Annotated in this window: 26 protein-coding genes; 17 read left to right on the top strand and 9 right to left on the bottom strand. The window is 69.9% G+C overall.

The annotated features are described in order from the left end of the window. Positions 1-4 precede the first annotated feature (4 nt). From ACIPY8_RS18905 to ACIPY8_RS18875, 7 genes are all read left to right on the top strand, one after another. Positions 5-700: a DNA-3-methyladenine glycosylase gene (locus tag ACIPY8_RS18905; RefSeq protein ID WP_400821517.1), complete on the top strand. Its 696-nt coding sequence runs from the start codon at positions 5-7 to the stop codon at positions 698-700. Between the two features lie 155 nt (positions 701-855). Further along, entirely contained in the window at positions 856-1,092 is a 237-nt protein-coding gene (gene rpmB, locus ACIPY8_RS18900) for a 50S ribosomal protein L28 (RefSeq protein ID WP_025102729.1), read from the top strand. Beyond that, complete coding sequence (gene rpmG / locus ACIPY8_RS18895) at positions 1,092-1,262, top strand: 50S ribosomal protein L33 (RefSeq protein WP_017203558.1); 171 nt, start codon at positions 1,092-1,094, stop codon at positions 1,260-1,262. The genes rpmB and rpmG overlap by 1 nt, the downstream gene beginning before the upstream one ends. Positions 1,263-1,265: 3 nt before the next feature. Beyond that, positions 1,266-1,571: a 30S ribosomal protein S14 gene (rpsN, locus tag ACIPY8_RS18890; RefSeq protein WP_017829734.1), complete on the top strand. Its 306-nt coding sequence runs from the start codon at positions 1,266-1,268 to the stop codon at positions 1,569-1,571. A gap of 161 nt (positions 1,572-1,732) precedes the next feature. Continuing rightward, positions 1,733-2,518, top strand: coding sequence for a type IV toxin-antitoxin system AbiEi family antitoxin domain-containing protein (locus ACIPY8_RS18885; RefSeq protein WP_400821516.1), 786 nt, complete (start codon positions 1,733-1,735; stop codon positions 2,516-2,518). A 109-nt stretch (positions 2,519-2,627) separates the two neighbouring features. After that, positions 2,628-2,915 (top strand): HU family DNA-binding protein, encoded by a 288-nt coding sequence (locus ACIPY8_RS18880; protein WP_050724056.1) that lies wholly within the window; start codon positions 2,628-2,630, stop codon positions 2,913-2,915. A gap of 85 nt (positions 2,916-3,000) precedes the next feature. Further along, a complete protein-coding gene (locus tag ACIPY8_RS18875) occupies positions 3,001-5,010 on the top strand; it encodes a cytochrome c oxidase assembly protein (RefSeq protein ID WP_400821515.1) in 2,010 nt (669 codons plus the stop codon). A gap of 5 nt (positions 5,011-5,015) precedes the next feature. Here ACIPY8_RS18875 and ACIPY8_RS18870 read toward each other — a convergent pair whose 3' ends face one another. Beyond that, on the bottom strand, positions 5,016-6,089 hold the full coding sequence (locus ACIPY8_RS18870) for a hypothetical protein (protein WP_400821514.1): 1,074 nt from the start codon (positions 6,087-6,089) through the stop codon (positions 5,016-5,018). A gap of 175 nt (positions 6,090-6,264) precedes the next feature. On the opposite strand from ACIPY8_RS18870, the gene ACIPY8_RS18865 reads away from it, so the two are divergent. Further along, positions 6,265-7,659 (top strand): ATP-dependent RecD-like DNA helicase, encoded by a 1,395-nt coding sequence (locus tag ACIPY8_RS18865; RefSeq protein ID WP_400821513.1) that lies wholly within the window; start codon positions 6,265-6,267, stop codon positions 7,657-7,659. 3 nt (positions 7,660-7,662) lie between these two features. On the opposite strand, the gene ACIPY8_RS18860 is transcribed toward ACIPY8_RS18865, so the two are convergent. Together ACIPY8_RS18860 and ACIPY8_RS18855 are read right to left on the bottom strand one after the other, a co-directional pair. Continuing rightward, positions 7,663-8,310 carry a heme oxygenase (biliverdin-producing) gene (locus tag ACIPY8_RS18860; RefSeq protein WP_400821512.1) on the bottom strand — a complete coding sequence of 216 codons (648 nt, stop codon included), beginning with the start codon at positions 8,308-8,310 and terminating at the stop codon, positions 7,663-7,665. Between the two features lie 67 nt (positions 8,311-8,377). Continuing rightward, the gene (locus ACIPY8_RS18855; RefSeq protein ID WP_400821510.1) at positions 8,378-8,692 is read right to left on the bottom strand and encodes a DUF2470 domain-containing protein; all 315 of its coding nucleotides are present in this window, start codon (positions 8,690-8,692) and stop codon (positions 8,378-8,380) included. Positions 8,693-8,778: 86 nt separating this feature from the next. On the opposite strand from ACIPY8_RS18855, the gene ACIPY8_RS18850 reads away from it, so the two are divergent. Together ACIPY8_RS18850 and ACIPY8_RS18845 are read left to right on the top strand one after the other, a co-directional pair. Next, on the top strand, positions 8,779-10,062 hold the full coding sequence (locus ACIPY8_RS18850; protein ID WP_400821509.1) for a serine hydrolase domain-containing protein: 1,284 nt from the start codon (positions 8,779-8,781) through the stop codon (positions 10,060-10,062). A 34-nt stretch (positions 10,063-10,096) separates the two neighbouring features. Next, positions 10,097-10,732 carry a CorA family divalent cation transporter gene (locus ACIPY8_RS18845; protein ID WP_400821508.1) on the top strand — a complete coding sequence of 212 codons (636 nt, stop codon included), beginning with the start codon at positions 10,097-10,099 and terminating at the stop codon, positions 10,730-10,732. Positions 10,733-10,748: 16 nt separating this feature from the next. Here the strand turns inward: ACIPY8_RS18845 and ACIPY8_RS18840 are convergent, their stop codons facing one another. Together ACIPY8_RS18840 and ACIPY8_RS18835 are read right to left on the bottom strand one after the other, a co-directional pair. After that, a complete protein-coding gene (locus ACIPY8_RS18840; RefSeq protein WP_400821506.1) occupies positions 10,749-10,979 on the bottom strand; it encodes a multidrug transporter in 231 nt (76 codons plus the stop codon). After that, on the bottom strand, positions 10,966-12,378 hold the full coding sequence (locus ACIPY8_RS18835) for an APC family permease (RefSeq protein WP_400821504.1): 1,413 nt from the start codon (positions 12,376-12,378) through the stop codon (positions 10,966-10,968). Before ACIPY8_RS18835 ends, ACIPY8_RS18840 begins: the two co-directional genes overlap by 14 nt. A 234-nt stretch (positions 12,379-12,612) precedes the next feature. On the opposite strand from ACIPY8_RS18835, the gene ACIPY8_RS18830 reads away from it, so the two are divergent. Together ACIPY8_RS18830 and ACIPY8_RS18825 are read left to right on the top strand one after the other, a co-directional pair. Next, entirely contained in the window at positions 12,613-13,257 is a 645-nt protein-coding gene (locus tag ACIPY8_RS18830; RefSeq protein ID WP_400821502.1) for an MIP/aquaporin family protein, read from the top strand. 124 nt (positions 13,258-13,381) lie between these two features. Continuing rightward, positions 13,382-14,071, top strand: a complete 690-nt coding sequence (locus tag ACIPY8_RS18825) for a GPP34 family phosphoprotein (protein WP_400821500.1) — start codon at positions 13,382-13,384, stop codon at positions 14,069-14,071. A gap of 24 nt (positions 14,072-14,095) precedes the next feature. On the opposite strand, the gene ACIPY8_RS18820 is transcribed toward ACIPY8_RS18825, so the two are convergent. Then, a complete protein-coding gene (locus ACIPY8_RS18820; RefSeq protein WP_400821498.1) occupies positions 14,096-14,980 on the bottom strand; it encodes an SDR family NAD(P)-dependent oxidoreductase in 885 nt (294 codons plus the stop codon). Positions 14,981-15,021: 41 nt separating this feature from the next. On the opposite strand from ACIPY8_RS18820, the gene ACIPY8_RS18815 reads away from it, so the two are divergent. Continuing rightward, positions 15,022-15,648, top strand: a complete 627-nt coding sequence (locus ACIPY8_RS18815; protein WP_400821496.1) for a DUF1684 domain-containing protein — start codon at positions 15,022-15,024, stop codon at positions 15,646-15,648. A 96-nt stretch (positions 15,649-15,744) separates the two neighbouring features. On the opposite strand, the gene ACIPY8_RS18810 is transcribed toward ACIPY8_RS18815, so the two are convergent. The 3 genes from ACIPY8_RS18810 to ACIPY8_RS18800 all read right to left on the bottom strand — a co-directional run bounded on the left by ACIPY8_RS18810 (position 15,745) and on the right by ACIPY8_RS18800 (position 17,662). Then, on the bottom strand, positions 15,745-15,924 hold the full coding sequence (locus ACIPY8_RS18810) for a hypothetical protein (RefSeq protein WP_400821495.1): 180 nt from the start codon (positions 15,922-15,924) through the stop codon (positions 15,745-15,747). A 131-nt stretch (positions 15,925-16,055) separates the two neighbouring features. Then, the gene (gene pepE / locus ACIPY8_RS18805; protein WP_400821494.1) at positions 16,056-16,787 is read right to left on the bottom strand and encodes a dipeptidase PepE; all 732 of its coding nucleotides are present in this window, start codon (positions 16,785-16,787) and stop codon (positions 16,056-16,058) included. Between the two features lie 17 nt (positions 16,788-16,804). Next, the gene (locus ACIPY8_RS18800; RefSeq protein WP_400821493.1) at positions 16,805-17,662 is read right to left on the bottom strand and encodes an IclR family transcriptional regulator; all 858 of its coding nucleotides are present in this window, start codon (positions 17,660-17,662) and stop codon (positions 16,805-16,807) included. A 162-nt stretch (positions 17,663-17,824) separates the two neighbouring features. Between ACIPY8_RS18800 and ACIPY8_RS18795 the strand changes: the two genes are divergently transcribed. The 4 genes from ACIPY8_RS18795 to ACIPY8_RS18780 all read left to right on the top strand — a co-directional run bounded on the left by ACIPY8_RS18795 (position 17,825) and on the right by ACIPY8_RS18780 (position 22,678). Next, positions 17,825-18,838, top strand: coding sequence for an ABC transporter permease (locus ACIPY8_RS18795; RefSeq protein WP_400821492.1), 1,014 nt, complete (start codon positions 17,825-17,827; stop codon positions 18,836-18,838). A 13-nt stretch (positions 18,839-18,851) separates the two neighbouring features. After that, positions 18,852-19,724, top strand: coding sequence for an ABC transporter permease (locus ACIPY8_RS18790; protein ID WP_400821491.1), 873 nt, complete (start codon positions 18,852-18,854; stop codon positions 19,722-19,724). 21 nt (positions 19,725-19,745) lie between these two features. Continuing rightward, the gene (locus ACIPY8_RS18785) at positions 19,746-21,311 is read left to right on the top strand and encodes an ABC transporter substrate-binding protein (protein ID WP_400821490.1); all 1,566 of its coding nucleotides are present in this window, start codon (positions 19,746-19,748) and stop codon (positions 21,309-21,311) included. Positions 21,312-21,391: 80 nt separating this feature from the next. Further along, on the top strand, positions 21,392-22,678 hold the full coding sequence (locus tag ACIPY8_RS18780) for a M20 family metallopeptidase (RefSeq protein WP_400821489.1): 1,287 nt from the start codon (positions 21,392-21,394) through the stop codon (positions 22,676-22,678). The last annotated feature ends 14 nt before the right edge of the window (positions 22,679-22,692 follow it).

Genomic DNA, 22,692 nt, shown 5'->3' with positions numbered 1-22,692 from the left:
GCGCATGGTCTCCGAGGAGCTGCACCGCGCCACCCGCGCCGAGCTCGCGGGACTCCCGGTCGAGGTCGCGCCGCGCCTGCTCGGCGCCGAGCTGCGCACGCTCGTGGCCGGGTCGGCCGTGCACCTGCGACTCACGGAGGTCGAGGCCTACCACGGGCAGGGCACGGGCCCCGAGCCGGATCCGGGCTCGCATGCGCGGATGGGGCGCACCGCGCGCAACGCGACGATGTGGGGCGAGGCCGGCCACCTGTACGTGTACCTGAGCCACGGCATCCACTCGTGCGTGAACGTCGTGAGCGGTGCTGAGGGACAGGCGGGCGGGATCCTGCTGCGCGCGGGGGAGATCGTGCAGGGTGCCGACGCCGCGGCCGTGCGACGAGGCGTCACCGCTCCGCTGACCGGCCGGGTCGTGCGGGACCTCGCGCGCGGACCCGGCCGCTTCGGGCAGGCGGCGGGGCTGCGGCATCCGCTCCATGACGGCATCGACGCGATCACGGGCGCCGAGCTCGACGGGGCGACGGCCGAGCTGTGGCTGCGCGACGTGCCGGTCTCCGAGGTCGCGAGGGGGCCGCGGGTCGGCGTCGCGGGCATCGCCGGGACGGATGCCTTCCCGTGGCGCTTCTGGATCGCCGGCGACCCGACGGTGTCGCCGTTCCGCTGGGGGAGGGGCGCTCAGGAGGCGTCCGGCTCCGCGCGGTGACCGTGCTAGACTGACTCTTTGTCTGCGCACACTCCTGTGCGTAGTTCGTGTGCTTCCCCTTCTTTCTCGCCGAGGAATCGGCGGTTCGGGGTTGCGCGCAGACAAGGGATCTTGGGTGGGGCCGTCCGGCCCCACGGTAGAGAAGGAGTCACATCATGGCAGCAGTGTGCCAGGTGACCGGAGCAGTTCCCGGCTTCGGTCACAACGTCTCGCACTCGCACCGCCGGACGAAGCGCCGCTTCGACCCGAACGTGCAGAAGAAGACCTATTTCGTTCCGTCGCTCGGTCGTAAGATCACGCTCAACGTGTCCGCCAAGGGCATCAAGGTGATCGACGCCCGCGGCATCGAGAACGTGGTCAAGGACCTCCAGGCGAAGGGTGTGAAGCTCTAATGGCCAAGAAGGCACAGGACGTCCGTCCGATCATCAAGCTGCGTTCGACGGCAGGTACGGGTTACACGTACGTGACGAAGAAGAACCGCCGCAACACCCCCGACCGCCTCGTGCTCAAGAAGTACGACCCGGTCATCCGTCAGCACGTCGAATTCCGAGAGGAGCGTTGATCAATGGCTAAGAAGAGCAAGATCGCTCGCAACGAGCAGCGCAAGGTCATCGTCGAGCGCTACGCCGAGCGTCGCGCCGAGCTGAAGAAGACCCTGGTCGACCCGAACGCCACCGACGAGGCCCGCGAGGCCGCCCGCGTCGGCCTGCAGAAGCTGCCGCGCAACGCGTCGCCGGCTCGCGTGCGTTCGCGCGACGTCATCGACGGTCGCCCCCGTGGTGTCCTCACGAAGTTCGGCATCTCGCGTGTCCGCTTCCGTGACATGGCGCACCGCGGCGAGCTGCCCGGCGTGACCAAGTCGAGCTGGTAAACCACAGCACCTGAAGGGGGCGAGGATCTTCGGATCCTCGTCCCCTTCTGCGTCCCCTTCTGGGTCCTCTTCTGCGTCCCCGCTCCCGGTTCGGGCGGAGTCATCCCCATCCAGAGTCATCGGGCGGTGAGCGGATGCCGGGACCCGGCCATGATCGATCGATGGACGTCATCACCGAGCTGGTCGCGAGACAGGGGGTCGCCCGTGTGAGTGCCCTGCGCCGGAGTGGCGTCACGGAGCACGCTCTGCGGCGAGCGGTCCGCGCGGGCGACGTCGTATCCGTCTGCCGCGGATGGGTCGCGGTGCGGGACGCGGATGCGATGCTGGTCGCCGCGGCGCAGCGCGGAGTCGTCCTGAGCTGCATCACGCTCGCCGAGCGTCGTGGGAACTGGGTGACGAAGGCCGGCGAGCCTCACGTGGCGGCACCGCCGAAGTCAGGGCACGCGCATGCGCGTCGCGGCGTCGTGCACTGGAGCATCCCTGTCTTTCCCCGCGATCCGGACGTGCTGGAGGACTCCGTCGAGAACGCCCTGATCCTGGTGGCCAGGTGCCAGCGGCACGAGGGTGCTCTCGCCACATGGGAGTCGGCGGTGCGGCAGCGCCTCGTAGACCCGGCGGTGCTGGAACGTGTACCGCTCCCGCCCGCGGCCAGACGCGTGCTCGATGAGCTGACTCCCTTCGCGGATGCCGGGACGGAGACCATCCTGCGGACGAGGCTGCGCTGGCTACCGGTACCGCTCACCCCGCAGGTCCGTGGTGGGAGGAGGCGTGCCGGCATCCTCCGCCTCACGCGGAGAACTCCGCCTATCGCAGAGAAACCGTGCGGGGAGGGCGGCGCGAGCTCCCGCGAGGCGTGCGAACAGGGTGTCAAGACCCCCTCTCACACGTCACTTTCGTCACATCTGCACCACGACACGCCAAGGAATAGCCCAAAACCCGCGAAATGACGCGGAAATGTGGGTCGTGGTTGGTACATTCGAGGCGGTCACTCGACCAACGGGATGCATCCGCTTCCCGCACCACAACGATGCGACGAATCCGTCGCTGGAGGATGACATGGCTGACAAGTCCATCACCAAGACCGAGCTCGTCGCGAGCATCGCTTCCGCCACGGGCCAGAGCCAGGCCACCGTCTCGGGCGTTCTCGACGCGCTGTTCTCCTCGGTCTCCGACGCCGTTGCCAAGGGCAGCAAGGTCTCGATCCCGGGCTGGATCTCGTTCGAGCAGGTCGCCACGGCCGCCCGCACGGGCCGCAACCCGCAGACCGGCGCCGAGATCAAGATCCCGGCCGGCAAGCGCGTCAAGGTGACCGCCGGTTCCAAGCTCAAGGCTGCCGTCAAGTAAGACCGCGCCTCACCGAAGGCCGTCCCCGATCCGTCGGGGGCGGCCTTCGTGCGTTCTCCCCGGCGCCGCGGCTTAGGCTTGGGGGGTGAGTTCCCGTGCCGTGTCGACCCCGACGAGCCCCGCCTACCGCGCGGTCGGCATCGGCATCCTCGTCGGGGCCGGCCTCGTCGCCGTGATCGTGGCGCTCGCGGTCGGGGGCGGCGCGGCTCCGCTGCTGCTCCAGGACCCCGGCCCCTTCGTGCGCTGGGCGATCCCGGTCGTCAAGCTCGCGATGAACATCGCCGCCGCGGCCATGCTCGGGTCCCTCGTGCTGGCGCTCTTCGCGCTCAAGGCCGAGGAGAAGCCCTTCGAGGTCGCGTTGAACACGGCCTCCGTCGGCGCAGCCGTCTTCACGGTGACGGCGGGCATCAGCGCGTTCCTCACCTTCATGGCCGCGTTCAACCCGCAGCTGAGCGCCGAGCGCGAGTTCGGCACGCAGCTCGGCCGCTTCCTGCTGGAGACCGCGCTCGGGCAGTCCTGGCTCATCACCACGATCATGGGCTCGGTCATCACGGTGCTCGTCTTCGCGTGGCGCACGTGGACGCCGACGTTCATCACGGCGTTCCTGGCCGCGGTATCCTTCCTCCCGCTCGCGACGCAGGGGCACTCGGGCGAGCTCTCGGGGCACACCGTCGCCGTGAACTCGATCCTGCTGCACACGATCGGCGCCGCGGTGTGGCTCGGCGGCCTGCTCCTCGTCGTCATCCTCCGCGACCGCTCCGGTGTCGGGACCGCCGCGCTCGTGTCGCGCTACTCGAGTCTCGCCATCGCCGCGTTCGTGGTGGTCGCGGTCTCCGGCGTGGCGCGCTCGGTCGTCGCGCTCGGCGACATCTCGCAGCTCCTGACCCCGTACGGCGGCATCCTCATCGCCAAGGTCGTGCTCCTCGTCGGCATGGGCCTGTTCGGCGCCTGGTACCGCATCCGTCTGATCCCGCGTCTGAACGGCCCCCAGGCCGCGCGGTGGTTCTGGATGCTGGTGCTCGGCGAGATCGCGCTGATGGGTCTCGCGTCCGGTGCCGCTGCGGCGCTCGCCCGCACGCCCCCGCCGACCGGCGAGGAGGCCGCGTTCGTGCAGACGCCGGCGGAGAACCTCACCCGGTCGCCGCTGCCCCCCGAGTTCACGATCGACCGGTGGTTCACGGCGTGGGACCTCGACATCCTCTGGTTGGTGGCCGCCGGGTTCGGGCTGTTCCTGTACATCGCCGGCGTCGTGCGTCTCGCGCGACGCGGGGACCGGTGGCCGATCCACCGCACGGTGTTCTGGGTCCTGGGCATGCTCATGCTCGTCTGGGTCACCGGCGGTCCGATCAACGCGTACCAGGAGTACCTCTTCAGCGTGCACATGCTCGGGCACATGATGCTGTCGATGGCGATCCCGCTGCTGCTGGTGTCGGGCGCCCCGATCACGCTCGCGCTCCGGGCGATCCACAAGCGCGACGACGGCACGCGCGGCGGCCGCGAGTGGATCATGTGGGCCGTGCACTCGCCGTTCGCGAAGGTCGTGACCCATCCGTTCGTCGCCGCGGCGATCTTCATCGTGTCGCTCTGGGCGTTCTACTTCACGGACCTCGTGCGCTGGTCGATGTACGAGCACCTCGGGCACGAGTGGATGGTCGCGCACTTCCTCATCTCGGGCTACCTGTTCGTCATGAGTCTCGTCGGCGCCGATCCCGTGCCGTACCGGCTGCCCTACGCCGGTCGCCTCATCACCCTGATCGCCGTCATGGCGATGCACGCGTTCTTCGGCGTGGCGATGATGATGCAGGAGGGGCTCATGGTCGCCGACTGGTTCGGCTCGATGGGGCGTGACTGGGGTCCGACCCCGATGGACGACCAGTACATCGGCGGCGGCGTCGCGTGGTCGATCGGCGAGATCCCGACGCTCATCCTCGCGATCACGGTCGCGATCCAGTGGAGCCGCAGCGACACCCGCCTGCAGAAGCGCCGCGACCGGCACGCCGACCGCACGGGCGACGCCGAGCTCGAGGAGTACAACGCGAAGCTCGCGGCCCTCGCCGAGCGCGATCGTCGCGACGCCGAGCGCGCCGCGCGCTGACGTCGTCAGTCCTGCGGAGTCTCCTCGCCCGGGGATCCGACGCGGATCGACACCGAGCCGTCCGGGAGCAGCAGGATCGTGCCGTTCACCGTGAACGGCACGTCCTCGGAGACGTCCTGGACCTTGCCGTCGAACAGCGACCGGATCTCGACCTCGACGTGCGCCACGGCATCCGCGGGCGGGATCTGCCACTGGCCGCCGTCCGGTGCGACCGTGACCTGCGGCTGCGTCGTGATCGACCACTGGGGCAGCGAATCGATGCGATTGGACACCTCGATGCCGAACGGGCACGCGGTGGGCTGGAGGACCTCCTGCGTGGTGCAGGCGGTGAGGAACTCCTCGACGCGCTGCTGCACGACCGCGACGAACTCGTCGGTGGGCTCGGTCTGCACCTCGACCGGAGTGGTCGCCAGCGGGGTGTCGGCGAGCACACCCGTTCCGGTGGAGTGGGAGATCGCGGTGTCGACGGTCACGGAGTAGAGCCCGGGCGTGAACACGAGCATCGGGAGGGCGTCGGTCGGTAAGGCCTCGGCACCGGCGATCGATATCTGCCGGCGGTCGACCTCGAACCCGTTGATCGAGAACTGGTCCGCTCCGAGCAGGGTCAGGTCGACCACCGCGAGCGGACTGGTCGTGAACCGCCAGTTCGGGGTGACCCCCGCCCAGCCGTCCTGCGCCACGGAGAACGTGGTCGTACCGGCGTGCTCGCCCGCAGTGTACGACACCGTGACCGCGTAGTGGTCGCCGTCGAGCGTCTCGGACACCACCTCGACGTCGGACAGGGATCCGAGGGCGGCGCGTCGCAGCATCGCCTCGGACGCGGAGGCGCTGAGGCCGGCATCCTGCAGCGTCTCGCGGTCGATCGCGACACCCGGCACGCGCAGGGCGTCGGCAGCGCTTCCGTCGGCCAGCAGATCGAGGTAGCGGACGACGAACGCCGACGGTCCGTAGAACGCCCGGTAGAGCGTCGCGCCTCCGGCGGCGAGGGCGGCGATGAGGAGCAGGCCGACCACGGTGAGCATGGCGAGGTCGCCGACGAGTCGCCTGCGTCGGGGCGCCCTCGTCTCGACCTGCTGCATGCGGTCAGTCTAGGAGTGCGGGCTGGGACGACGCCGAGCGCGTGACGGCGTGCGACATCCGTGTCCGCAGGAGGCCGCACCGCCGAGGCCCCGTAGCATGGGAGGGCGCGCGATCTGCGTCGTCACGCGCCGTCACGCCCCGTGACCGTCCGTCTTCGTCCTGTGTGAGAGCGTCGTGTCCCTTCCCGCCCTGTCCGAGGAGCAGCAGGAGCTGTTCCGTCTGATCGAGGACACGAGCGAGCACGTCTTCATCACGGGCCGCGCGGGCACGGGGAAGTCCACGCTCCTGCAGCACTTCTCCTGGAACACGAAGAAGCAGATCGCGATCTGCGCGCCGACCGGCGTCGCGGCGCTCAACGTCGAGGGGCAGACGATCCATTCGCTGTTCCGGCTCCCGATCGGCCTCATCGGCGACTCCGACATCGACCAGAACGACAACACCCGCCGCATCCTCAACGCGATCGAGACGCTCGTGATCGACGAGATCTCCATGGTGAACGCGGACCTCATGGATGCGATCGACCGTTCCCTCCGCCAGGCCCGCGGCAAGCGCGGCATCCCCTTCGGAGGAGTGCAGGTCGTGATGTTCGGTGACCCGTACCAGCTGGCGCCCGTGCCGCCGCGCGGCGACGAGCTGCGCTACGTGAAGGACCACTACCGTTCGTTCTGGTTCTTCGACGCCAAGGTGTGGGCGGGCTCCTCCGGGGGAGAGAACCCCGACGACGAGGGCGGGCTGTTCGCCGTCGACACGCGCGCCGAGCTGCATGTGCGGGAGCTCGTGCAGATCCACCGGCAGTCCGACGACGGCTTCAAGGCGATGCTGAACGCCGTGCGCTACGGTCGTGTGACCGCCGAGATCGCCGGGGTCCTGAACGCCCAGGGGTCTCGTACACCTCCGGATCCGGAGCCGGGGGAGGTGCCCATGATCACGCTCGCGACGCGCAACGACATCGTGAACGGCATCAACAGCCGCCACCTCGCCGCGCTCCCGGGCAAGGAGCAGACCGCTCGGGCGGAGGTCAACGGCGAGTTCGGGCGCGGTGAGGCGTCGCTGCCCGCCGAGGCCGAGCTCAAGCTCAAGATCGGCGCGCAGGTCATGTTCCTGCGCAACGACACCGCGATGTCGGGGGAGCCCCCGCGCTGGGTGAACGGCACGATCGGCACAGTCGTGCGGATCCTCGGGGAGACGGTGCGCGTGGAGATCGACGGCGAGGAGGTCGACGTCGAGCCCGCCGTGTGGGAGAGGTTCCGGTACTCCTACGAGCCGTCGACCAAGAAGCTGTCGCGCGACGTGATCGCCGAGTTCACGCAGTTCCCGCTGCGGCTCGCCTGGGCCGTCACGATCCACAAGTCGCAGGGCAAGACCTACGACCGTGCCGTGATCGACCTCGGCTCGGGTGCGTTCGCCCCGGGGCAGACCTACGTCGCGCTGTCGCGGCTGACCGCGCTCGACGGCCTCTACCTGTCGCGCGCGCTGCGGCCCAGCGACATCCGCGTCGACGAGGACGTGCGGCGGTTCATGCGGGAGGCCTGGCTCGCGCGGACGACCCCGGAGGTCGGGAAGGGGTGACCGTCAGGCGGCGGCGCGGGCCCGGTCGAGGTCCTCGAACAGCTCGGTGTTGAAGCGGTAGGCGAGGAGTACCTCGTCGATCACGCGCTCGCGCTCGGCGTCGTCCCACGGCGCGGCATCGAGCTGCTCGCGGTAGACGTCCTTGAAGGCGTTCGGGTCGGCGATGTCGTCGAACAGGTAGAAGCCGATGCCGTTGGTCTCGAAGCCGAAGCGACGCGCCATGACGCGGCCGATGAAGATGCCGCCGGAGAGGTCTCCGAGGTAGCGGGTGTAGTGGTGCGCGACGAAGCCGCCCGCCCAGGTCGCGCCGACGTGACGGATGCGCGAGACGTAGGCGCGCGTGGTCGGCAGCGCGGTGATCTGGTCGCGCCAGTCGTCGCCGAGCAGGAACGCGAGGTCGGCCTCGAGAGCGGGGAGGCGGGTGAGCTTGTCGCTCAGGAACACCGAAGCGACGGGGTCGTTGCGCATGCGGTCGCCCGCGCCCTCGAGCGCCTCGTAGATGAAGTAGTGCTGGGCGACCAGCGCGATGTAGTCCTCACGGGATCCCTCGCCCTTGAGCAGATCGGACATGAATCCCGCGCCCTCGCTGCGCGAATGCGAACCGGAGGAGCGCTCGCGGAGGGCGGCGGAGAAGGAGAGGATCTCGGACATGACCCCAGTGTAAGGGTTGCCTAAGTATCCACGAAACCCTTGTGACGACCCGTCTCGCGGCGACGGCTCAGTCGTGCGGGCGGGGTTCGACCCCGAGGCGCTCGCACGCCAGGTCGTACAGCGCGACGACCTGGCGTCGAACGGACGGCCGATCGTCGATCGGACCGCCCGGCCACGCCACCTGCAACTCGGATGCCGTGCCGCCCCGTGTCACGCTCCAGGTCCCGCCGTCGCCGTCGAAGCCCGTCATCGTCGCGCCGGTGATCTCGTCCACCGCGTCGCTCGAGAAGGCGCGTGCGATCAGGAGGTTGTCGTCCGTGTGGTCGCCGTTCATGTGTCGCAGCACGGCGGAGACCACATCGGCATCGAAGGAGTGGGGCATGAACATCACCCTACGGGTCCGCGCGATGCGTACTTTCAGGATCCGCGTTCTAGACTCGGGAGACACGTCTTCCGGGGGTCCCTTCCATGCCGCTTCTCTCGTCACGCCGTTTCCGCGCAGCAGCGGCCGGCGTCGCCGTGCTCGGACTCGCCCTCACCGGGTGTACCTCGGAGCCCTCCTTCAGTTACGAACCGCCCGCCCAGGTCGACGGTGCCCTGCCCGACGACACCGTCGCGGCGATGCAGGATGCCGTCACGAACGCGCTCACCGCGGCCGGTGCCTCGGGCGCGGTCGTGGGAGTCTGGGTGCCGTGGAGCGGCAGCTGGGTCTCGGGCGTCGGCACGCAGGGCGGCGGCTCGGACGCGGAGATCACCACGGACATGGCGTTCCGCGTCGGCGACGTCACGCGCCTCATGACCTGCGACGTGCTCTACGGTCTGGCCGACGAGGGCGTGGTGGAGCTCGATGCCGCGGTGCCGGACTACGTGTCGGGCGTCCCGGATCTCGCGGACGTCACGCTCCTCGACCTGTGCAACGGCACGAGCGGCGTGGGGTCCTCGGAGACCGTCGCGAAGTCCGCGTGGCTCAACACCCCGGAGCGCGTATGGGCTCCGCTCGAGCTCGCCTCGTACGGACTCGGCGCCGCCCGCACCCCCGCGCACTCCGAGTACCGCGACTCCGACGCCGGATACCTGATGCTCGGTCTCGCCCTCGAGCGCGCGTCCGGCCTCACGGCATCCGAGCTGATCTCGCAGTACGTCACGCAACCGCTCGGGCTGTCGTCGACGTCTCTGCCGGGCGGCACCCCCGCCGCGCCGTCGACCGGTCCCGTCATGAACGGCCACCACCTCCCCGCCGTCGAGGGCGGCTACACCTGCGCTGCCCCCGTCGACATCACCACGCTGTCGGCGAGCAGCGGCTTCACCGACTCGGGCGTGGTCTCCACGATCGGGGATCTCGGACGCTACGTGCAGGCCGAGGCCGCGCAGGCGCTGCGCACCACGGAGGAGCCGAACCGCTTCGGCGAGCCGCTCCCCGCCTACCAGAGCGCGCCGTCGTGGCAGCAGGCGACCGGCGGCGCGAGCCTCGTCGGATCTCTCGTCGGGCAGTACGGCTGGACCCCCGGCTACGCGACCGCCGCCTACTCCGACCCGGCGACCGGATTCACGGTCGCGGTCTCGCTGAACGACTCGACCGCCGGGGGCACGATCGCGGCCTTCCTCGCCTGGGAGCTCGCGGCGATCGCCTCCAAGGCTCCGGCCGCCTCCGGGCAGACGGCGCCCGAGTTCGGCCTGCCCTTCACGGCCGAGCAGTGGCACCAGGCGATCAGCGACGCCGCGCTCGCGTGCGTCGCTCCGGTCGAGGGCTGAGCAAAACGCGCAGCGCGCGGGAGAGGGTGCGCGCATGGCGATCATCGACAACGCGATCTACGTGGACGGTGTCCGCACGGAGAACCCCGACACGCTGAGCGAGACGTTCGAGCTCATGCACGCCCGCGGGGGCATGGGCTGGATCGGCCTGTACCGTCCGAGCGAGGACGAGATCCGCGCGGTCGCGGAGGAGTTCGGGATCCACGAGCTCGGCCGCGAGGTCATCGACTTCCAGCGGGCGACGCAGCCGCTCAGCGGGATGCTCGACGCGCTGCTCCGCGGCTCCGACAAGTACGGCGTCGACGAGGAGCTGCAGCGCTATCTGCGCGATGTGCTGGACCACGCGCTGCGGATCGCCGAGCGCGTCACGACGTTCCGCACGGTGCTCGACAACGCGCTCACGGTCGAGTCCACGATCGTCGCCCGCCGCCAGAACGAGGAGATGCGGCGGATGACCGAGCTGAGCATCCGTCAGAACGACGAGGTCAAGCGCATCTCCGGCTGGGCGGCGATCCTGTTCACCCCGACGCTGGTCGGCACGGTCTACGGCATGAACTTCGACCACATACCCGAACTCCACTGGGTGCTCGGGTATCCGATGGCCATCGCGCTCATGCTCGGTATGGGTTTCGCGCTGTACCTGGTCTTCAAGCGCCGGGGCTGGTTGTAGACCCCGGACCGCAGGCTCAGACGGGCTGGCCGTCGTCGTCGAGCTCGACGCCCGGTCCTGGGCCCGGCCGGACCGCGGCATCCGGGGCGATGTCGATCCGGGTGTTGCCGTCGTGCTCGGTGACCTCGATGCGCGGCGCGGCGTCCTCTTCCGTGGCGTTCGGAGCGGTGGTCAGCTGATCGTGCCGCTTCTCGTCGAACGTCATGTCGTCGGTGCTCGTACCGGTGGTGTCGTCAGGCGTGCTCATGGGGTTCCTCCGTGGTGTCGCGGGCAGTGGGGTCGGTGGTGGTGCGGTGGTCTGCGGATGCCGTGTCGGTCGGGCGTCCGTGGCGGGCCCAGCGCGCCACGAGGTAGAGCACGACGCCGACGGCGAGGAGGATGCCGCCGAACAGCCACACCTCGCCGCGCTGCTGCGTGAGGAGCAGGATGCAGGAGCCGATGCCGAGCACGGGGACGACGGTCCAGATGCGGAAGTGCTCGTGATCCACGCGCTCGCGCCGCAGGACGAGCACCGAGACGTTGACGCTGAGGAAGACGACCAGGAGCAGCAGCACCACGGTCTCCGCCAGGGTGGCGAGGTCGCCGACGAGGGTGAGTCCCATGGCGACGAGCGTCGTGGTGAGGATCGCGACCCACGGTGTCCTGCGGTTCGGGAGCACGCGTCCGAGCGCGGCGGGCAGCAGTCGCTGCTCGGCTATGCCGTACGTGAGGCGGCTGACCATGATCATCGTGAGCAGTGCGCCGTTGGCGACGGCGATGAGCGCGATGAGGCTGAAGAGCCAGGACGGGATGCTGACGCCGTTGGCCTCGACCACGGCCAACAGGGGGCCGCTGGACTCCTGCAGCTCGGAGGCGGGCAGGGTGACCGAGCTCGCGATCCCGACGAGGACGTACACGGCTCCGGCGGTGAACAGCGCGCCGAACAGTGCGCGCGGGTACGTGCGGCTCGGCTCCTTCACCTCCTCGATCATGTTCGCCGACGTCTCGAAGCCGACGAACGAGTAGTAGGCGATCACGGCGCCGCCCAGCACGGCGAGGGCGACGGGCGTGCCCTCCGGGGCCTGGGTGAGGCGGGAGGCGTCACCGCCGCCGCCCGTGAAGAACATCGCCGCCACGACGATCACGATCACGAGGCCGCTGAGTTCGATCGCGGTCATGACGAGGTTGGCGCCCATGGACTCGCGGATCCCACGCGCGTTCAGCGCGGCGACGATCGCGAGGAAAACGATCGCGACCGGAGCGGCGGGCAGGTCGATGAAGGTCGCGAAGTAGTCGCCCGCGAACGCGAGAGCGAGGCCGGCCGCGCTCGTGACTCCGGCGGCGAGCATGCTGAAGCCGACCAGGAACGACACCACGGGGCTGCGGAAGGCGCGCTCCGCGAACACGGATGCGCCGCCCGCGCGGGGGTACTTCGTGACGAGCTCGGCGTAGGAGCCGGCGGTGAGTAGGGCAAGGAGGAGAGCGAGCAGGAGCGGAGCCCACAGCATCCCGCCGACCTCTTCGGACAGCACGCCCATGAGCGCGTAGATGCCTGCGCCCAGCACGTCGCCGAGGATGAAGGCGAACAGGAGAGGCCCCGTGATCGCGCGGCGCAGACGCTCGGGGGCGGCCTGCGCCGAGGGGGCGGGCGGGGCGTGATCGGTCATATCGTCACCGTAGGAACGGACGCCCGTCGTCTCGACGGGGTTGACAGGGGCGACGGCGGCGGTGGTGCGGTATGGGAGCGCTCCGACTACGCTTTCAGGTTTTTCCCAGGAATGTTGCGCGCCGTGTCATCGCACCTGTCGCGGATCGATATATTCGGTGTCGCACAGGGAGGGTGCGTCGGCCACTGCCGGCGGTGTGGTCGCTCTCCGTCGATTCCAGACAAAGGCACACACATGACCGGGACTGCACGCAAGGCGCTCGCCGAGGCGATCGCGACCTTTCTCTTCGTTCTCACCATCATCGCGGCGGTGAACAGCGAGAGCCCGCTGACGCCGCTCGCGATCGGATTCACGCTCGCCGTGCTCGTGTTCTCGACGGGGCACATCTCGGGGGCGCACCTGAACCCGGCCGTCTCGGTCGGCGTCTTCCTCCGCGGCGGCCTCACCGTCACCGACTTCATCGCCTACCTGATCGCCCAGTTCGTCGGCGGTGCGCTCGCGGCCCTTGCGAGCTTCGCGGTCTGGCCCGCCGGTGCCGAGGCCAAGGTCATCGAGGTCGGTCCGGCGTTCTTCGTCGAGGCGCTGTTCACGCTCATCCTCGTGTGGGTCGTGCTGAACACCGCGACGTCGAAGGACACCGACGGCAACTCGTTCTACGGCCTCGCGATCGGCGGCACGGTGTTCGTCGGCGCGGCCACCGTCGGCTCGATCTCGGGCGGCGGCTTCAACCCGGCGGTGGCGCTGGGCCTCTCGGTCGGCGGCTACTTCGACTGGGCGTCGCTGTGGCTCTACATCGTCGCCCCGGTCGTCGGTGCGGTGATCGCGGCACTGCTGTTCCGTGTGCTCAACGCGGACGACGCCAAGAAGATCGGCGCCTGACTCCGGCATACTCCGAACGCCGCGTCCTCACCGGAGGGCGCGGCGTTCTTCGCCCCGTCGGGGAAGCGGCGAAATCATCCCCGCGGAGGATGTCGGACCGTCGGCCTTCTCCTAGCGTGGAGTCATGCTGATCGTCGAAGAGCTCCACATGCTCCTCCTCCGCCCGGACGGCCGCATCGAATCCTCGGTGAGCGTCAACCGCCTGTACGGCGAGGTCGCGGCCGTGCTGACCGACCTCGCGCTGCGCGGCCGCATCCGTCTCACGGCGGACCGCCACCCCGTCGTCGAGATCGCGTCGACCGAGCCGACCGGCCACCCGGTGCTGGACTCCACGCTCGAGCGCATCGTGCACATGCGTGGCAAGCGCCTGCAGTCTCTCATCGTGCGGCCGAAGCTCGACCCGCTCGATGTCGTCGTGGAATCCCTCGTGGTGCAGGGCGTGCTGATCCGCGGGGAGCGCGGCTTCTTCGGGTGGGGCTCCGCCCGTACGCCCGAGTCCGACCCCGCGCCGGAGCTCGTGCTGCGCGCACGTCTGGCGGAGGTCATCGCGGGGACGCGGGCGGCGACGCGCGCCGATCTCTCGCTGCTGAGCATCCTGCAGAACCTGGGCGCCGCACACGCGATCCTCCGCGAGGAGTGCGCCGGCCGATCGGCGAAGGACCTGAAGGCGCGCATCGAGGAGCTCGTCGCGGGTTCGGCGGATGCGCCGGGAACGGCCGTGGGGGATGCCGTGGCCGCGGCCCTCAACACCGCGATGGCCGCCGCGATGATGGCCGCCATGACCCCGGCGGTGGTCGCGGCGACCGTCAGCTGACGCCGACACTCGGCGGCTCGGCCCTCAGACGTCGAAGCGGACGCCGGTGAGCCGCTCGGCCGCCGACCAGAGCGCACCGCCGACGGCGGGGGAGCGCACTTCGTCCGCCGCCCGCACCCGGGCCGGGGCGCCGCGGAACTCGAGCAGCCCGCCCGGCCCCCAGTAGTCGCCGCCCGTGGCGTCGGGGGACATCGCGGTGTGCACGATCGGCAGCGCTCCGCCGTCCTTGCCCTGAACGAGGAGCCGGGTCGGCGCGGTGAGCGTCCGCGCGATGCGGGCGACGGGGGCCAGGCCGTCGCGCTCCGGCGTCAGAGGATCGACCGCGTAACCCGGATGCGCGCACAGCGCCGACCGTGCCGTGCCGCGCCACCGTCGGTCGAGCTCGAACGTGAGCGACATGAGCGCGGCCTTCGAGCGGCCGTACTGCCGCAGCGACGACCCGGTCCAGGGTGCGTCGATCGTCCCGGGGTCGATGCGCGCGAAACGGTGTGCGATCGATCCGACCGCCACGACCCTGGCGTCGTCGGCCAGCACCGGTGCGATCCCGGCGAGCAGGGCGAAGTGTCCCAGGGCGTTGGTGCCGATCATGAGGTCCAGCCCGTCGGCGGTGCGGGCCTCGCGGGACGCGGCCTTCACGCCGGCGTTGCAGATCACGGCGTCGACACGCTCTCGGACGTCGTTCGCCGTGCGGGCGACGGCAGCGAGGTCGCCGAGGTCGAGGGGGACGACGTCGAGGTCGGCGTCTCTGACGTGCCGACGGATCGACGAGGCGGCGACGGCGGCGCGTTCGGGCGAACGGCATCCGAGCAGCACTCGTGCGCCCTGCGCCGCGAGCTGCTCGGCGCACCAGTAGCCGATGCCGGCGTTCGCTCCCGTGACGAGGACCGTGCGACCGGTGAGAGAGGTCATCCGCCCAACCTACGCGGTGCGGGCTCGCGTAGCCTGAGGGCATGACGAGCACGAGTGCACGCACGGCCGTCGAGGTCGTCGACTGGCGGCGGAGGGTCTTCGCCCTGTACGCGGCGATCCGGAGAGCGGACAGTCCGGAGGAGGCGCACGAGCTGTGGCGCATCGAGCGCGACGAGCTGATGCTCCGGCATCCGGCGACCGCCCTGCTCCCGGACGACCGCGTGCTCTTCGAGGGCCTGCCGATCGCGCCGTACGACCCCGAGTGGCGTTTCGAGCTGCCGATCCTCGACGCCGAGCCCGGGGGCTTCGAATTCGCCACCGGCACCGACGGGGTGGTGCCCTTCGAGCGGATCGGCCGGGTCGAGATCCCGGATGCCGGATCGCTCGACGTGTGGCGCCTGAAGTCCTATGGCGGCGGACTGTTCATCCCCGTGCGCGACGCGCTCGCCGGACGCCCCGGCGGGACGTACGGCGGCGGTCGCTATCTGATCGACACGATCAAGGGCGCCGATCTCGGGGCGGACGCCGAGCGCGGCACGCTCGTGCTGGACTTCAACTTCGCGTACAACCCCTCGTGCGCCTACGACCCGGCCTGGGCCTGCCCGCTCGCGCAGCCGGGGAACGTGCTCGACGTGCCCGTGCCGGTCGGGGAGATGTACGCGGGCTGACCCGGCTCAGGCGTGACGCCCGAGCCGGACCCCCACGATCAGTCCTGCGGTGGCGGCGCTGCCGACGAACACCCACAGGAGCCAGCGGGGCATGGCTCAGCCGCCCGAGGGGTTCTCGACGGGAGTGCCGTCGTCGTCGGTGGTCTGGTCGTCGAGCGTCTTCTGCACGTCGTCCTGGTCGGACGATTCGTCGGGCTGCTCGGGTGCGCCTCCGGATGCCGTGTCGGCCTCCTCGTCGACGCCGGGTGTGCCCTGGGTGTTGGACGGATCGCTCATCGCGTTCTCCTCTGTCTCGTGCGGTTGACCGGCGACGCTACGCCCGCTCCGCTCGTCCGCTCAGGGGGTTGACCGCGTGCCCTGCCGGCAGGACACTCCGGGTTCCGCGGCGGGAGCTCTCGGGCCGCGCGTCAGACGTCGAAGCGCGGGGTGAGCCCGAGGAGCGCGCTCACGTCGCCGGAGACCTCGCGCGGCCCCGTTCCGCGCTCGAACACGAGGGCGGGGCCGGGCGCCGACGGTGAGACTGCGGCGCCGCCGATCTCCGCTCGGTCACCCGCGACGCGCAGCCACGTCCCCTCGCGCAGCCCGAGGACCGCGACGTCGTTCTCCTCGAGGAACTCCGTGAGGCGCTGCTCGCGCGTCTCGCCGTTGTGCGTGCTCGTGGGATCGGCGTCGAGGTAGTGGGGGTTGATCTGGAACGGCACGAGGTCGAGCGCGGTGAAGGACGCCGGCTCGACGATCGGCATGTCATTGGTCGTGCGGATCGTGGGAGCGGCGATGTTCGTGCCCGCGCTCGCGCCCATGTAGGGCAGGCCCTCGCGCACACGCGCGCGCAGTGCGTCGAGTGCTCCCGTGCGCTGCAGCGTCGAGACCAGCCGGAAGGTGTTCCCCCCGCCGACGAACACGGCCCCGGCAGCGGCGATCCCCTCGAGCGGGTCGGCGTGCTCGTGCAGGCCGTGCACGTCGACCCCGTGCGGAGCGAGCGCGTCGCGCACCTTCGCGGTGTACGCGTCGTGGTCGGCGAGCGCATAGGGCACGAAGGTGAGGGCGCGGCCGTCGAGGTGCGCCAGCACATCGTCGATCGCGTGCGCCAGGTAGCCGGCGCCGTGGTTGGTGGAATTGGAGAGGAGCAGGAGCTGCACAGGGGCCTTTCCGGAGGTCAGGAGACGTCGAGGGCGGAGCGGGCGGACGAGCTGGGAATGCGCGAGCGACCTCGACGCCAGTCCCGATGCGCCCTCGCCTGGTTGCTGGACAGCAGGGATGCGAACTTCTCGGCCGCGGCCTGCAGCGCGGGCAGGTGGTCCTGCAGCTCGTCGTCGTAGTCGTAGATCTTGGGCTCGACGAGCGTGAGCGAGCCGATCGGCTTGGCGCCGATGCGCACCGGCACGGCGATCGCACGGGTGGTGGCGTCGTACTCCCCCTCGGAGTACGCCCAACCGGCCTGATACGTCTCGCGCAGCATGTCCTCGAGGGCGTCTTCGTCGACCTGGGTGATCTCGGTGTAGCGCGCGAACGGGCGGCCGGCGAGCATGTTGCGGCGGACGAGCGGATCGAGGAAGGCGAAGTAGGCGCGCGAGGTGGCCCCTGCGTGAGCGGGGTAGAGGTCGCCGACGAGCGGATGCGAGCGCACGGGGCCGCTGAGGCCGTCGACCGCTGCGATGCACCGCACGTAGAAGCCGTCGGGGACCGTGAAGGTCGCGGTGCGTCCGGTGTCGGCCGCGAGCTCGGTGAGCACCTGCTCGGCGAGGCGGGCGAGGCCGCCGCCGCGCTCCCACAGCGACGCCATGTGCCAGAGCGCGGGGCCGAGGCTGTAGCGCCGCGTGTAGGGGTCGGCGGTGAGGAACCCCCGGCTCGCGAGCGCGGCGAGAAGCCGCTGACTCGTGGAGACGTTGAGGTCGAAGGCCTCGGCGAGCTCGGTCACGCCCCACTCGATGCGCTGATCGCTGTACGACAGCAGCACCTGCAGGGCACGGTCGACCGTCTGCAGTGGGGACCCGTTCGTGGATGGTGTCGTCAACGCTCTCTCCCGGAAAGTTGCCGCAACCCTAGCAGTCGGTGTCGAAATCTGATCGTAACTTGCACATAGTGAGATGTCCTTGCACTCTCCGTCCGCTGGCGCAGAGACTCGTCCACATCCCGGCCCCCGAACCGGACCCCCGATCCTTCCCCCGAGGAGACCATGCGCTACGTCCTCCGTCGCATCCTGGCGATGATCCCCGCGCTGCTCGGTGTGCTCGTGATCGTCTTCCTGATCACCCGAGTGCTGCCCGGCGACCCCGCCCGCACGCTCGCGGGCGAGCAGGCCGACGCCAGCACGGTCGAACGCATCCGCGAGCAGATGGGCCTCGACCAGCCGCTCCCCGCGCAGTTCGTCGACTACGTCACCGGCCTGTTCCGCGGCGACCTCGGCTTCGCGTGGCACACCGGCCACCCCGTCGCCGAGGACCTGCTCACCCGCCTGCCCGCCACGATCGAGCTGGCGCTGTTCGCGCTCGGCATCGCGGTCGTGATCGGCGTGCCGCTCGGCATCGCCAGCGCCGTGCGCCGCGGCCGGGTGATCGACCAGATCACCCGGGTGATCACCCTCGCAGGTGCCTCGATGCCGCTGTTCTGGCTCGGTCTGCTCGTGATTTTCGTCTTCTACTTCCAGCTGGGGATCGCCCCCGCCCCGACCGGACGCATCGGAGACGGCATCCACCCGCCCACCACCGTGACCGGGATGTACGTGCTCGACAGCATCCTCTCCGGCGATGTCGTGGCGCTCGGATCCTCCCTCTCGCACATCATCTGGCCCGCCATGGTGCTCGCCACCGGCGGACTCGCGATGATCTCGCGAATGACCCGGTCGGCCACGCTCGAGGTGCTCGGCCAGGACTACGTGCGCACCGCGGTGTCGAAGGGGCTGTCGCCGCTCGTCGTGGTCGGCAAGCACGCCTTCCGCAACGCGTCGCCGGCGGTCGTCACCGTGATCGGGCTCGAGTTCGGTCAGCTGCTCGGCGGCGCGGTGCTCACCGAGACCATCTTCAGCTGGCCGGGCGTCGGCTCGTACGTCACGCAGTCGATCCTCGCCACCGACTACGCGCCGGTGCAGGCGTTCACGGTGCTCGCCGCCGCGATCTACCTCGTGATCAACCTGCTCGTCGACCTTGCCAACGCCGCGATCGATCCGAGGGTCCGCTATGCAACGAAGTGACCAGACCCAGACCATGACCCGCTCCCGCATGCGCCTCGGCGGCGACGGCACCGGCGTGATCCGCCTGCTGCTGCGCAACCGTCTCGGCATGGTCGGCCTCGGCATCATCCTCTTCTGGACGGTCGGCGGCCTGCTCATCGGCGTCCTCAGCCCCTATGGTGCCGCGCAGACCGGCGCGGGCTCGCTGCTCGACGCCCCGAGCCTCGCGCACCTGTTCGGCACCGACAACTTCGGCCGAGACGTGCTCACGCGCGTGTTCGAAGGCGCCCGGATCTCGCTGTGGACCGGACTCATCGCCGTCGCCCTCTCCGTCGTCATCGGCGTGCCGCTCGGCGGGATCGCCGGCTATGTCGGCGGCGTCACCGGAGGCTTCATCATGCGCGTCATGGACGTCATGCTGGCCTTCCCCTCACTCGTCCTCGCGTTCGCCATCGCCGCCTCCCTCGGGCCCGGCGTCGGCAGCGCGATGATCGCGGTCGGCATCGTCGGGATCCCCGAGTTCGCCCGCATCACGTACGGCCAGACGCTCGCTCTCACCCAGCGCGAGTTCGTCGAAGCAGGCCGCGCCCTCGGGCTGCGGAACGACACCATCCTGCTGCGTCACATCGTGCCCAATGCGCTCGCACCGATCGTCGTGCGCATGGCACTGGGAATGGGGTACGCCATCCTCACCGCCGCGTCGCTGAGCTTCATCGGCCTCGGCGCGCAGCCGCCCACACCCGAATGGGGCGTGATGATCAGCGACGGACGTGGCTACATCATCAGCGGCGAATGGTGGCTGACCCTGTTCCCCGGTCTCGCGATCGCCACCTCGATCCTCGGCTTCAACCTCTTCGGCGATGCGCTCCGAGACGTGCTCGACCCGCGTCTGCGCACCACCCAGTGACCCCCACCCAAGGAGAACGACATGCGGAAGCTCGCACTCCCCGCCCTCGCCGTCACGGCGATCCTCCTCGCCGGCTGCAGCGCCAACGCCAACAGCCAGAACGGCGAGGCCGACACCTCGGCATCCCTGACCGTCGCCTTCTCAGAAGGCGGCACGACCCTCAACCCGGCCGAGGCCAATGACGTCACGAGCGACACGTTCGTCGTGGCGGCCTACGACCAGCTCGTCACGTATGCGACCGAGGAGGTCGACGGCAAGCCCACCGCCAAGACCGACGAGGTCGTCCCGATGCTCGCGAGCGAGTGGGACGTGAGCGACGACGCGACGGAGTACACGTTCACGCTGCGCGACGACGTGACCTTCCAGAGCGGCAACCCGCTGACCTCGGCGGACGTCGTCGGCAGCCTCGACCTCATCAAGGCCTCGGCCAGTGCCAGCTTCCTCTACGGCATGGCCGGCATCGACACCTACGAGGCGATCGACGAGCACACCGTGAAGATCACCCTCACGGGCCCGAACCACCTGTTCCTGCAGATCCTGCCGATGTACTCGTTCTCGATCGTCGACACGAAGCTCGTCGACGAGAACGGCGGCGCCGAGTGGCTCGCCACGAACACCGCCGGCTCCGGCCCGTACGTGATCGACTCGTGGGACCCCTCCACCCAGGCCGTGCTGTCGCGCAATGACGACTACTGGGGCGAGGAGCCCGCGGTCGCCGACGTGACCGTGCGCTTCATCACCGAGGCCTCCAACCGCGTGCAGCTGCTCAGCCGCGGCGAGGTCGACGTCGCGACCGAGCTCCCCGCCAAAGACGTGGCCTCCCTCGAGGACACCGACGGCGTCGTGATCGACTCCCGCGCGAGCAACAAGACGCTGTTCTTCGCGATGAACAACGCCGTCGCGCCGTTCGACGACCCGAAGGTCCGTGAGGCGATCAGCTACGCGATCCCCTACGAGAAGCTCATCGACGACGTCATGCAGGGGCAGGCGAGCCCGATGACCTCGGCCGTGCCGAGCTCGATGCCCGGATTCGACGACAGCACCTACGGCTACGAGCACGACCTCGACAAGGCGAAGGAGCTGCTCGCCGACGCCGGCTACCCCGACGGGTTCTCGTTCGACTTCACGCTCGGCGGCGGGTTCCAGGACTGGTCCGACGACGCCGTGCTGATCCAGGCGGAGCTCGCCGAGATCGGCGTCACCATGAACATCAAGAACATGGCGCGCGCGCAGTTCCTCGAGGCGCTCGACACCAAGCAGGTGCAGGCGTACATCTCCCGCTGGACCTCGTTCGTCAACGACCCGCAGTACCACCTGGGCCTGCTGATGACGACCGACACCTCCAGCAACTACATGAACTACTCGAACCCCCGGGTGGACGAGCTGTGGCAGAAGGCGGCCGGCGAGACCGACGCCGACGTCCGCAACGAGGACTACAAGGAGATCCAGGAGCTCATCACGGCGGATGCTCCGTGGGCGTACCTGTACGAGTACAACATCGTGGTCGGCCTGCACGAGGGCACGGAGGGCTACACCTCCTACCCCGACGGCATCATCCGGTTCGCTCAACTGAGCGTCCAGGGCTGACCCCCTCCTCCCGGCCGGGGCGCCCGAGCCCCGGCCGGGGCACCACCGCAGACGACACGAGACGAGAGAAGAAGGACACGATGGACACGGCAGCGTGGGAGCAGCGGCTCCTCGAGGAGATCGACCGGCGATCGGACGAGCTGCTCGAGCTCGCGGGAGCGATGATCCGCATCCCCAGCGAGAACCCGTCCGGCGACTGCACCGAGATCGCCGACTTCACGGCCGCCTGGCTGCGCGAGCGCGGTCTGGATGCCGAGGTGATCGGCGAGGCCGCGACCGGCCGCCTCAACGTCCTCTCCCGCAGCGGCGACACCGCCGACGGCGACCGCCACCTCGTGCTCACCGGACACTACGACGTCGTCCCCGTCGGCGACACCTCGCGCTGGAGCTTCCCGCCGTTCGCGGGCGACGTCGTCGACGGCTACCTGCGCGGACGCGGCGCGAGCGACATGAAGGCCGGCCTCGCCGGCGCGCTGTTCGTGTACGGGCTCCTGGCCGAGCTCGGCGTGCCCGTCGCGGGCTCCCTCACCTTCCTCGGAGTGTGCGACGAGGAGACCGGCGACCGCGGCGGTGCCGACTGGGTGCTCGAGCAGGGCCACCTCGACGGCGTGACCGCCGGCGTGATCGCCGAGCCGGCCGAGCGCTCGCACCCCACGATCGGTCAGAAGGGCAGCAACTGGTTCCGGATGATCATCGACGGCAAGCCGGGCCACGGCAGCCTGCAGCCGCTGCACGGCGTGAGCGCGAACCTGCTCGCCGCGAAGGCCATCGTCGCTCTGCAGAAGCTCTGGGACATGGTGCCGGACGCCCCCGAGGACGTCCGGGAGCTGATCGCCGAGTCCAAGGCGTACGCCGAGGAGCGCGAGGGCTACGGCGCGGGCATCGGCGACGTGTTCGAGCACGTCACGATCAACATCGGCAGGATCTCGGGCGGCACCTCGACCAACGTGGTCTCCGACAGGGCGATCGTCGAGGTCGACACCCGGGTGCCGATCGGCCTCTCGCGCGAGCAGGTCAACGACCGCATCATCGAGATCCTCGCCGAGGAGGGCATCGAGGCGACGCTCGAGCCGCTCGGCTTCCGCAGCGAGCCCAACTGGACCCTCCCCACCGACCCCATCGTCGAGACGCTCATCGGCGCGCTGCGCGACATCAGCGACCCCGAGGCGAAGGGCGTCCTGCAGTGGGCGTCCTCCGACGCGCGCACGTTCCGCAGCCACGGCATCCCGGTGCTGCAGTACGGGCCCGCCGAACTCGCCACCATCCACGGTTTCGACGAAAAGGCCCCCGCCGCCGACGTCGTCCTCGCCGCCAAGGTGTACGCCGCCACGACCCTCCGCTACCTCGGCCTGCACTCCCAGGCCTGACTCCCACACCTCAC

Origin of the sequence: Microbacterium sp. NPDC089696, assembly GCF_044749125.1 — a bacterium.
Classification (GTDB): Bacteria; Actinomycetota; Actinomycetes; order Actinomycetales; family Microbacteriaceae; genus Microbacterium.
Note: the sequence above shows the minus strand (reverse complement) of the source record. Positions and strands in the feature narration are given on the sequence as shown.

Bases quoted from the DNA above. Each gene is read 5' to 3' on its own strand.
- ACIPY8_RS18855 (WP_400821510.1), bottom strand. From the start codon at position 8,692: ATGCCCCACTCCTTCGATGCCGATGTGGTCTCCGCCGTGCTGCGACAC.
- ACIPY8_RS18835 (WP_400821504.1), bottom strand. From the start codon at position 12,378: ATGACCGATCACGCCCCGCCCGCCCCCTCGGCGCAGGCCGCCCCCGAG.
- ACIPY8_RS18785 (WP_400821490.1), top strand. From the start codon at position 19,746: ATGCGGAAGCTCGCACTCCCCGCCCTCGCCGTCACGGCGATCCTCCTC.
- ACIPY8_RS18810 (WP_400821495.1), bottom strand. From the start codon at position 15,924: ATGAGCGATCCGTCCAACACCCAGGGCACACCCGGCGTCGACGAGGAG.
- ACIPY8_RS18825 (WP_400821500.1), top strand. From the start codon at position 13,382: ATGCTGATCGTCGAAGAGCTCCACATGCTCCTCCTCCGCCCGGACGGC.
- rpsN (WP_017829734.1), top strand. From the start codon at position 1,266: ATGGCTAAGAAGAGCAAGATCGCTCGCAACGAGCAGCGCAAGGTCATC.
- ACIPY8_RS18820 (WP_400821498.1), bottom strand. From the start codon at position 14,980: ATGACCTCTCTCACCGGTCGCACGGTCCTCGTCACGGGAGCGAACGCC.
- ACIPY8_RS18780 (WP_400821489.1), top strand. From the start codon at position 21,392: ATGGACACGGCAGCGTGGGAGCAGCGGCTCCTCGAGGAGATCGACCGG.
- rpmB (WP_025102729.1), top strand. From the start codon at position 856: ATGGCAGCAGTGTGCCAGGTGACCGGAGCAGTTCCCGGCTTCGGTCAC.
- ACIPY8_RS18905 (WP_400821517.1), top strand. From the start codon at position 5: ATGGTCTCCGAGGAGCTGCACCGCGCCACCCGCGCCGAGCTCGCGGGA.
- ACIPY8_RS18815 (WP_400821496.1), top strand. From the start codon at position 15,022: ATGACGAGCACGAGTGCACGCACGGCCGTCGAGGTCGTCGACTGGCGG.
- ACIPY8_RS18830 (WP_400821502.1), top strand. From the start codon at position 12,613: ATGACCGGGACTGCACGCAAGGCGCTCGCCGAGGCGATCGCGACCTTT.
- ACIPY8_RS18795 (WP_400821492.1), top strand. From the start codon at position 17,825: ATGCGCTACGTCCTCCGTCGCATCCTGGCGATGATCCCCGCGCTGCTC.
- ACIPY8_RS18870 (WP_400821514.1), bottom strand. From the start codon at position 6,089: ATGCAGCAGGTCGAGACGAGGGCGCCCCGACGCAGGCGACTCGTCGGC.
- rpmG (WP_017203558.1), top strand. From the start codon at position 1,092: ATGGCCAAGAAGGCACAGGACGTCCGTCCGATCATCAAGCTGCGTTCG.
- ACIPY8_RS18840 (WP_400821506.1), bottom strand. From the start codon at position 10,979: ATGAGCACGCCTGACGACACCACCGGTACGAGCACCGACGACATGACG.
- ACIPY8_RS18860 (WP_400821512.1), bottom strand. From the start codon at position 8,310: ATGTCCGAGATCCTCTCCTTCTCCGCCGCCCTCCGCGAGCGCTCCTCC.
- ACIPY8_RS18845 (WP_400821508.1), top strand. From the start codon at position 10,097: ATGGCGATCATCGACAACGCGATCTACGTGGACGGTGTCCGCACGGAG.
- ACIPY8_RS18885 (WP_400821516.1), top strand. From the start codon at position 1,733: ATGGACGTCATCACCGAGCTGGTCGCGAGACAGGGGGTCGCCCGTGTG.
- ACIPY8_RS18790 (WP_400821491.1), top strand. From the start codon at position 18,852: ATGACCCGCTCCCGCATGCGCCTCGGCGGCGACGGCACCGGCGTGATC.
- ACIPY8_RS18880 (WP_050724056.1), top strand. From the start codon at position 2,628: ATGGCTGACAAGTCCATCACCAAGACCGAGCTCGTCGCGAGCATCGCT.
- ACIPY8_RS18850 (WP_400821509.1), top strand. From the start codon at position 8,779: ATGCCGCTTCTCTCGTCACGCCGTTTCCGCGCAGCAGCGGCCGGCGTC.